This is a genomic window from Nocardiopsis deserti, assembly GCF_008638355.1.
In the GTDB taxonomy this organism is placed as follows: Bacteria; Actinomycetota; Actinomycetes; order Streptosporangiales; family Streptosporangiaceae; genus Nocardiopsis; species Nocardiopsis alborubida.
On the sequence record NZ_ML703349.1, the window covers coordinates 512,476 to 521,254 of the forward strand.

At 70.5% G+C, this 8,779-nt stretch carries 10 protein-coding genes and 1 pseudogene; 3 read left to right on the plus strand and 8 right to left on the minus strand.

Annotated elements, in window-relative coordinates:
* Positions 1–82: 82 nt before the first annotated feature.
* On the minus strand, positions 83–1,351 hold the full coding sequence (nhaA, locus tag FYW99_RS07295) for a Na+/H+ antiporter NhaA (protein WP_150251170.1): 1,269 nt from the start codon (positions 1,349–1,351) through the stop codon (positions 83–85).
* A 233-nt stretch (positions 1,352–1,584) separates the two neighbouring features.
* Here nhaA and FYW99_RS07300 point away from each other — a divergent pair, with 233 nt between their 5' ends.
* Positions 1,585–1,851, plus strand: a complete 267-nt coding sequence (locus FYW99_RS07300) for a type II toxin-antitoxin system Phd/YefM family antitoxin (RefSeq protein WP_223838833.1) — start codon at positions 1,585–1,587, stop codon at positions 1,849–1,851.
* Complete coding sequence (locus FYW99_RS07305; protein WP_150251171.1) at positions 1,848–2,105, plus strand: type II toxin-antitoxin system RelE family toxin; 258 nt, start codon at positions 1,848–1,850, stop codon at positions 2,103–2,105. Before FYW99_RS07300 ends, FYW99_RS07305 begins: the two co-directional genes overlap by 4 nt.
* A gap of 68 nt (positions 2,106–2,173) precedes the next feature.
* Here the strand turns inward: FYW99_RS07305 and FYW99_RS07310 are convergent, their stop codons facing one another.
* From FYW99_RS07310 to FYW99_RS07335, 6 genes are all read right to left on the minus strand, one after another.
* A complete protein-coding gene (locus FYW99_RS07310; protein WP_150251172.1) occupies positions 2,174–2,509 on the minus strand; it encodes a DUF2795 domain-containing protein in 336 nt (111 codons plus the stop codon).
* A gap of 271 nt (positions 2,510–2,780) precedes the next feature.
* On the minus strand, positions 2,781–3,875 hold the full coding sequence (locus tag FYW99_RS07315) for an LLM class flavin-dependent oxidoreductase (RefSeq protein ID WP_150251173.1): 1,095 nt from the start codon (positions 3,873–3,875) through the stop codon (positions 2,781–2,783).
* 139 nt (positions 3,876–4,014) lie between these two features.
* Positions 4,015–5,124, minus strand: coding sequence for an ABC transporter substrate-binding protein (locus tag FYW99_RS07320; RefSeq protein WP_150251174.1), 1,110 nt, complete (start codon positions 5,122–5,124; stop codon positions 4,015–4,017).
* Positions 5,125–5,133: 9 nt separating this feature from the next.
* The gene (locus FYW99_RS07325; RefSeq protein ID WP_150251175.1) at positions 5,134–5,979 is read right to left on the minus strand and encodes an ABC transporter permease; all 846 of its coding nucleotides are present in this window, start codon (positions 5,977–5,979) and stop codon (positions 5,134–5,136) included.
* 14 nt (positions 5,980–5,993) lie between these two features.
* Positions 5,994–6,797 carry an ABC transporter ATP-binding protein gene (locus FYW99_RS07330; protein WP_150251176.1) on the minus strand — a complete coding sequence of 268 codons (804 nt, stop codon included), beginning with the start codon at positions 6,795–6,797 and terminating at the stop codon, positions 5,994–5,996.
* Positions 6,798–7,302: 505 nt separating this feature from the next.
* Positions 7,303–7,740 carry a hypothetical protein gene (locus FYW99_RS07335; protein WP_150251177.1) on the minus strand — a complete coding sequence of 146 codons (438 nt, stop codon included), beginning with the start codon at positions 7,738–7,740 and terminating at the stop codon, positions 7,303–7,305.
* A 505-nt stretch (positions 7,741–8,245) separates the two neighbouring features.
* On the opposite strand from FYW99_RS07335, the gene FYW99_RS07340 reads away from it, so the two are divergent.
* On the plus strand, positions 8,246–8,500 hold the full coding sequence (locus FYW99_RS07340) for a hypothetical protein (protein WP_150251178.1): 255 nt from the start codon (positions 8,246–8,248) through the stop codon (positions 8,498–8,500).
* Between the two features lie 141 nt (positions 8,501–8,641).
* Here FYW99_RS07340 and FYW99_RS07345 read toward each other — a convergent pair.
* Positions 8,642–8,779 (minus strand): annotated as a pseudogene (locus FYW99_RS07345) (undecaprenyl-diphosphate phosphatase); the annotation flags it as partial.

Consider the following 8,779-nt stretch of genomic DNA (forward strand, 5'->3'; position numbering starts at 1 on the left):
GCCCCCCCCCCGGGGCCCCCCCCCGGCTCCCCCGGGGGCCGCCCCCCCCCCCCGCTCGGGGAGACGGGCCGCCGCCGCGTTCCTACTCGGACTCCTTGCCCGCCGTGCTCTGGCGGTCCAGCTTCCGGTAGTGCCTCGCCCTCGCGCCCAGGATCACCGCGGCCAGCAGGGTCGCGATGGCGGAGGCCACCAGCACGCCGGTCTTGGCGTGCGCCAGGTGTCCCGGGTCGTCGGCGAACGTCAGTTCGCTGATCAGCAGGGACACGGTGAACCCGATACCGGCCAGCTGCGACATGCCGACGATGTCGATCCACTTCAGACTGGGGTTGAGCTCGGCTTTGGTGACCTTGGTGGTCAGCCACGAGCCGCCCGCGATACCGAGCACCTTGCCGAGGATGAGGCCCGCGATGATGCCCAGCGCCGCCGTGTCGGTGAGGACCTCGCCGAAGCCGTCGAAGACCACGCCCGCGGAGAAGAAGGCGAAGATCGGCAGGGCCAGACCCGCGGACCAGGGGCGCAGCAGCTGCTCCACGCCGTGGCTCGGGTCGTGGCGCTCACCGGGCAGCTTGTTGGTGCGCATCAGCAGACCCATCGCCACGCCGGCGATGGTCGCGTGCACGCCGCTCTCGTGGACCAGGACCCAGATCACCACGGCCAGGGGTACGTAGACCAGCCAGTTGGGCACCACGGACGCGTTGAGCTTGGCGGCCAGCCCCCTGCCGCGCTGGAGGTACCAGAAGACCGCCAGGCCAGCGGCGGCCACCGCCAGGGGCAGGAAGCTGATGTCCGCGGTGTAGAAGACCGCGATGACGATGATCGCGCCGAGGTCGTCCACGATCGCCAGGGTCAGCAGGAAGGTCCGCAGCGCGGGCGGCAGCCCGCGGCCGACCACCGCGAGGATCGCCAGGGCGAACGCGATGTCGGTCGCCATCGGGATGCCCCACCCGTGGACGGTGTCGGGCGAGGTGAAGTTGATCGCCGCGTAGAGCGCGGCGGGCACGATCATGCCGCAGACCGCCGCGACGATCGGCAGCATGGCCCGCCGGGGGTTGCGCAGCTCCCCGTGGACGAACTCCTGCTTGAGCTCGTTGCCGACGACGAAGAAGAAGACCGCCAGGAGGCCGTCGGCGGCCCAGGTCTCCAGGGACAGGTTCAGGTGCAGGGACTCGGGCCCGAAGGTGATCGCCCGCAGGTTCTCGTAGGCCTCGCCGAAGGGCGAGTTGATCCAGACGAGAGCGAGGACCGCGGCGCCGATCAGCAGGAAGCCGCCGACACTGTCGCTGCGCAGGGTGTCGGCCAGCCGTGAGAGCGGGCCGGGGCGCTCGGAGCGCAGAATCGGGTCAATGCTCATGTGCAACTTTCCGGGCGTATGGCTGACAGGGACTCGCCGACCAGTCTTCCCGGCACACCTAGACGCGGGCGCGCGCCTCGCCCATGCTCGCGGAAGATGGGATGAATGTCCAGTCCAGGGGCTGTGTGTCCGTTCCGGGGGGAAGGGGAACAGTGAGGGATGTTCCTCCCTCCCCGAGTAGTGGACACGCCGGATCCGCGCGTACGGAAAGGACCATGTGCACCACTGGTTCCATGAGTGAGATGCAGGTGGAGTCCATTCGCCAGGTGCGCGACCACATCGCGGACGTCGTCGACCGCGCGGACCGGGAGGATTCACCCACGGTCATCACCAGACGGGGAAGAGAGGTCGCGGCGGTGGTCCTCATCGGCCTGCTGCGGCGTTACCAGCAGTTCGAGGAGCAGGAGATCCTGCGCATGGTCCGCGAGCGCATGGACAATCCCGAACCCGGCGTCCCCATGGAACAGGTGATGGCCGAGACCATGGAAGGGCCGGAGTGAGTTACCGTACGGTCTTTCGGCCAGAGGCCAGGGCGGAACTGCGCAAGCTTCCCCGCAACGCGGCGATGAACGTGTTCCGCAAACTCACCGAACGGGAGACCGATCCCCTGGGGTTCGGTACCACGGCTCTGGTCGGTGATCCGGAGGTACGGCGTCTCCGGGTGGGCGACTACCGGGTGATCCACACGGTCCAGGAGAGCCGACTGGTCGTCTGGGCCGTCCATGTCGGGCACCGGTCCGGCGTGTACGGCTGAGGCCCCGCCCGCCCCATGCATGACAGGGCCCCGGGGCCCGTCAGGGCACCGGGACCACGGCGCGGGGCTCAGGACTTGCGGTTCTCGCCCAGCTCCTCCTCGATGGGGTTGACCGGGCGGCTCTCCTTCATCGACTCGGCCATGCCGGGCTTGCCGTGTTCCCTGCGCAGCTGCGCGCGGGCGGACTCGGTGTGCGAGTCCGTCTCGGAGCGGGGCAGGGGCACCGAGCGCAGTACCTCGTTGGCCTCGTTGTACTGGGCGGGCGGCATAGCCCGCAGGGCGCTGAGCAGTTCCTCGTCGGCGCCCGCGTCCAGGGCGTGCGTCACGATCCGGTCCTTGTCCGCGGGGAAGTCCACCTCCCCCAGGACGTCCTGTAGCCCTTCGATGCCACGCTTGACGCTCATCGTCAGTCCCTCCGACTCGTGCGAGGGCCGGGCAGCTCCGCCCGGATCACCGGGGGCGGAGTACCTGACCTGCGAGGACACTGGGGTCGCCTACCCGGTCGGAGGGGAGCCCAATCGTCGGAGGGGAGCGGGGCCGTAAGCCCCGCGCGGCGTCCGGCGGGGCGCCGCGGCCCCAGGCCACCACGGTGCGAAACCCCGAGCGGGGACTTCGCACCGCAGCGACCCCACATCAACCGCCGCGGGCGGCCGGAGTCCTCCGCGGCGGAGGGCCTCAGCCCTGCTCCGCGGCCGTTCCCCCACCGGGGCGCAGCAGCGGCATGACCTTCTCACCGAACGCCGCGAGGTCGGCGTGGTAGTCCGGGAAGATCAGCATCAGACCGTCGAGCTCGGCGTACTCCACGATCTCGCGGATGCGTCCGGCCACCGTCTCCGGGGACCCGGTCACGAACGGCGTCTGGAACGCCTCGTCCTCGGGCCGCTCGGAGGTCAGCGACAGGGCCTTGTCCAGGGGCAGGCCCCAGGACCGCTTCATGTTGACCAGAGCGTCGATGTCCGCGCCGCGCCCGTACTCCAGCCGCCGCTCCTCGGCCGCGGCGTCGGTGTCGTCCATGACGACGGTGAGCATCGAGTACGTCTTGATGCTGCGCCCCTCCTTCTGGGCGCGCTCCTTGACGTCGAGGCTGGCGTCGCGCAGGCCGGGCAGGTCCTCCGCGGTCAGGAACGAGCCGTCGCAGTGCCGCGCCTGGAAGTTCAGGCCGGTGTCGGAGCGGCCCGCGCTGATCAGGGTCGGCGCCGGAGTGGGGTGCGGCCGCGATCGGCAGTCGTCGAGCTTGAAGAACTCGCCGTCGTGGGTGACCGAGTCCTCGGTCCACAGCCGCTTGAGGACGCTGGTCCACTCCTCGGTGTACCGGTAGCGGTCACCGTGGCCGATGTCCTCCCGCCACAGGCCCATCTGGGCGAACTCGTCCACGTAGGAGCCCACCACGATGTTCATCCCGGCGCGTCCGCCGCTGATGTCCTGGAGGGTGGTGTACATCTTGGCGGCGAGGGCCGGGTGGAACAGGTTCGTGTGGACGGTCGCCCACACCTTGACGTGCTCGGTGGCCTCCGCGAGCCCCGACATCATCGTGATCGACTCCAGGGTGCGCCCCCAGTGGTCGGTCGCGCCGTCGTAGCCGCGCCACTTGCCCATGGACATGACGAAGTCGAGTCCGTAGGCGTCGGCGAGGACCGCGGCCTTCTTGTTGTACTCGTACGTCGCCTCGGGGTGCGGTGCGGTCTCCGAGACGATCCACCCCCCGTTGCCGATGGGCAGGAAGATGCCGTACTCGGTTTCGGCGGCCGGAAGCCCGCCTTCTGCTGCCATCCTTGGCTCCTCATTCCATTCTCGGGCGCCGCGTACCGCGGTCACCCGTGCGCCGCGCGGCTCGTGCGCCGCGCCCAGGCGCTCTACGCGCTCGGTGCGCGGCGCCGGGCCGCGCGGTCCTGCTGTGTGCCGTCCGGCCCTACTCGCTGGGCCAGTCCACCTCGGTGGCCACGTGCACGGCCTCCAGGTAACGGGGGTCGAACAGGGGCTCCAGGTCGGGCAGCTCGTCCAGCTGGCCGTTGTCGACGAGGGTCTGGCCCTCGGACTCGGTCAGGCTCAGGTCGATGTAGCCGGGGGTGGAGTCGTCGGGCGTGGAGGCGGTCACCAGCTCCTGCTCGGCGTTCCAGATCCGCAGGTTGTGCTCAGTGTCGTATCCGGCCTCGGCCAGCTCGGCGGCGTAGCCGACGCACTCCTCGCCGTTCTCCTGGCAGTAGTCGAAGGCCCGGGCGATCGCGCGCAGGTAGTCCTCGACCACCGTCCGGTTCTCCTCGGCCCACGTGGGGTTGGTGGCCATCACGCCGAAGGAGCCCACGACCCCGTAGTCCTCGGGGAGCCACTCGTTGTACTCCTCGTCCATGTCGGACAGGAGGAAGGGCTCGTTGGAGCGGAACGCGGTGAGCGCCTGCACCTGGTCGCGCGGCAGCACGCTGGGGTCGTAGCCGACCTCGACGATGTCGATGGAGTCCATGTCCACGCCGTCGGCGACGAGCATGGCCTCCAGCGGAGCGGGGAGCATGCCCTTGTGGCCGAGGGTGGCGCCCTCCAGGTCCTTGAGCTCCTCGATGCCGGTGCCGGTCAGCAGGCTGGCGATCGGGACGTGCCCGTAGGTGGAGACGCCGATGACCTCGTGCCCGGCGTCGTTGGCCTGGAGGACCTCGGCCTCGTTGCCCAGGGAGGTGAAGTGGGCGGTGCCGGCCGACACCAGCTGGGAGTTGCCGATGGTGTCGCCGCTGCCGGGCTGGATCTCCACGTCCAGGCAGACGGCCTCGAAGTAGCCGAGGGCGTCCGCGGCGATGGCCTCCAGGATGGAGACCGAGGCCTGGTACTGGTAGCCGGTGATGTAGGTGATCGTCCCGGCGTCGCGGTTGGTCTGGCAGCGCTCCTCGTCGATGACGGTGGCGACCTGGGTGTCGTCCTCGGCGGCCTCCCCTCCGCTGCACGCGGCGGTGAGGAGGAGGACCGATGCCGCGGCGGCGGCCGCGAGGGAGCGTTGGCGCCGGGGACTGGGGCGGTGGGGCGGATTGGTCATGGGGGTTCCTTAGGAGGTGGTGCGCTGCTGGGACTCGTGCCAGAACAGCAGTCTGCGTTCGAGGACGGTGATGAGTGCGAGCATCAGCACGCCCATGACGGCCAGACAGGCGACGGCCGCGTAGACGTACTCCAACCGGGCGGTCGCGGCCGAGTTGCGGATCATCGTGCCGAGCCCGCTTGAGGACCCGGCGGCGACGAACTCCGCGACCACGGCGCCCACGATGGACAGGGGGAACACCACCCGCAGAGCGGCGAGGGTGTAGGGGAGGCTGCTGGGGATACGCAGCCGGAGCAGCACCTCCAGACGGGAGGCGTGCAGGGTGGAGAAGACGTGCAGGACGGGTCGGGAGACCGACCGCAGCCCCGTGGTCACGTTGATCAGCACCGGGAAGAACGTGATGATCGCGGTCACGATGACCTTGGGGGTCATGCCGAAGCCGAACGCCACCACCAGGGCGGGGGCGATCGCGATGACGGGGGTCACGTTCAGGACGACGGCGAGCGGCATGACCGCGCGCCGCAGCAGCGGGATCTCCGACATCAGCAGGGCCAGGACGAACGCGGTGCCCGCGCCGAAGGCCACGCCCGACAGGGCGATGCTGAGGGTGGCCCAGGCGTTGTTCACGAACAGCAGCGGGTCCTCGACCAGGATCCCCCCGACCTCCGTCAGCGGAGGCAGGAGGTAGGGCTGGTCCTCGGCGGTCGCCGACCAGGCGAAGCCGACGAGCAGCACCGCCACGGCGGTGGGCAGCCACACGCTGAGTCTGGGGCCGAACCGGCGCCGGCGCGCGGCACCGCGCTTCGGGGACGCCTCGCCTCCGGGGCGGGGACGGACGGGTGTGCTGGTGGCCATGGTCTCTCCTCCTCTCACAGGGGAACGAGGTCGTCGGGGGCGGCTCCGGCCTCCCAGGCGGACTGCAGGGACGCGCGGACCCGGTCCTCCAGGGCGTGCATGTGCGGTCCGGTCACCACGGCCCTGTCGCGGGGACGGGGCAGGTCGACGGGCAGCACCTCGTGCACCCGGCCGGGCCGGGCCGACATCACGACGACGCGGTCGGAGAGCGTGACCGCCTCGCGCACCGAGTGGGTGACGAACACGACCGTCGTGGACATGCGCTCCCACAGGTTCAGGAGCTGGAGCTGGAGCGCCTCGCGCGTGAACTCGTCCAGCGCGGAGAAGGGCTCGTCCATCAGGAGCAGGTCGGGCCGCAGGCCGAAGGCGCGGGCGATCGCCACGCGCTGCTGCATGCCGCCGGACAGCTCGTGCGGGTACTTGCGGGCGGAGTCGTCCAGGCCGACCATGCGCAGCAGCTGGTCCGGGTCCTCGCTGCCCCTGCCGGCCCGGCGGTTGACCCGGGAGGGCAGGGAGATGTTGCGCCGCACGTTCAGCCACGGCAGCAGGGCGGGGGTCTGCGGGACCAGGCCCACGGCCTTGGCCTCGCACATGCGCTTGGGCGTGGAGCCGAAGACGGTGACGTCGCCGCTGTCGTGGCCCTCCAGTCCGGCGATCACCCGCAGCAGGGTGGACTTGCCGCAACCGCTGGGGCCGATGAGGCTGACGAACTCGCCGCGGGGGACGTCCAGGTCGATGCGGTCGAGCGCGGGCCGGTGCGGGTCACCGCCCTCGTAGGTCTTGCTGAGTCCGCGTACTTCGATACGGTCGTCGCTCACGCGGCGTCCCGCTCTCGGTACGCGTGTTCGGTGCGCCGGGCTGCGGGCCCTCGGCCCGTCTCCGGCCGTGCTGGACGTGCCATACCTTCTCCTCGGAATGTGTGATCGGATGATTGCACACCGTGTCCTGGCGGTGAATGGGTGCTGGAGGGGCAAAAACGGGCGCGCAGGTCACGAGGGTGTGGCGTCATCGACCGAGGAGGGGGTCGGGCAGCACGGAGCCGGAGCGGGGCGCGAAGCGCGGCGGGAGCGCCGCGGAGCGCGTCGCGGGGCCGCCGGGGGGCGTGGCGGTGTGCGGGCCGGAAGTACTTGCTATGACGACAGTGCTTGTGATGACGACCGCATGGGGAAGGCCCATGGGACACCCTCCAGATGGCTGGCTCCGGGCATGGGTGCCCGAGGACCTTCGATGGAGAGCGGGTGGAAGCAAGCATGGCGACGGCCCGCGGGAATCTTGACGTGTCGAACGTTAGAGATTGCTGATTAACGCGTTATGAAGCGTTGATCACATACTGATATCGAGTGCCCGAATCCTGAGACGGTCGTCCACCAGGGCGACCGCGATCCGGTGTGAGGCGAAGGCCACGGGCAGCCACGCGCCGCGCCCGAAGAGCTTGGCGAGGGGCTCGCCCAGCACCACGAGCGGACGTGCGTCCGGGAAGTGGCGGTCCCGCAGCCAGGCCAGCTTGAAGGCGTCCGCGATGACCTTGTTGCGCTGGGCCGACTTCATCGGCCCGTGCAGGGGTGAGAACTGGACGAGGACGGTCGGCTGACCACCGTCGGCGCAGTCGACCCCGACCCGGGTCCCGTCCGCGAGGGTGAACTCCCGGGGGGCGAGATCGACCCCCAGGTACGCGGAGAGCGCCCTGGTGAGCTCGGGATTACCCTCCCGGGTCGATCGGATTATGTCCCCCGATGACGGACTTCTCGCTGAATGCCCCATAGCAAGGAAACTTTAGTGCACATGGGCCCCAGCGGCATCGCGCTTGTCTCGGCGCGCCCCGGGCCGGGGAGGACGTTGGCCCTGTGACCTGCGGTTTTGCGGGAAGCTTCCGTGTTGCGCTTCACATCGGTCTTTCCCGGACCGAACTCGTGACCGAAGTCCCGTTCCGGTAGGTCCTCCCGGTGCGGTCGGCGTCCGCGCGCGCTCCCCGGGGGGCGTGGATATGAACGTATCCCCTGGTCGAAGCGGGTGTCGGGGAGAAATGGTCCGGTAATTTCCCGTGAGAACGCCGTTCGGGCGACTCCGGTTCACCGTGCGGAGGTCCGCACAGTGGACCGGTGGCGGCCGTTGTTCACCCGATGATGATATGTGCCGCGGAATGGGCGCGGTTTTCAGGGCGTGCCGACGGCGGATCCGGGGCCGGGGGAGCCGCCATGTTCACCGGGGGCGTCCTCCGGGCAGGCGGGGATGGCAGGCGTCGCACGAGGAACGCGAGGAGGCGTCGGTGGAGATCGTCCGTGCCGAGCACGTGGCTCGGCTGCTGAGTACGGAGAACGGGGACCCGGTGCTGGTCGTCCACGAGGGACGGGCCGACGTCGTGCGGGAGGCCGACCTGGGCGATCCGCGCTACGCGGGGGCGCTGCGCGTGATCGGCCGCGCGGACCTGTTGGCGGAGCGCGGCGGCGCGCGGCCGGGGCCGGAGGAGACCGAGGCCCTCGCTCGGCGGCTGGACACCGCGGTGCGGAGCCTCGGCGGGTGAGGGAAGGGGACCGGCGGCTGACCACCGGGCCCCTTCCGTGTTCGCGGGCGGCGGACCCCCGCCGTGCTCCTGGGCGGCGGGCCCCTGCGGGGACCTGACCCGACGGGGGCCCGGGACTGCGCCCTCCGGGGGCGCAGTCCCCTAACCGGCCGCCTTGGGGTCGTAGGTCTCACCGGTCACCGGGTTGGTGGCCAGGCCGGTGACCGGGTCGTAGTCCACGTCCATGCCCAGGTCCGAGTCGTGGTAGAGCCCGGTCTCGGGGTTGCGCGGCAGCCCCAC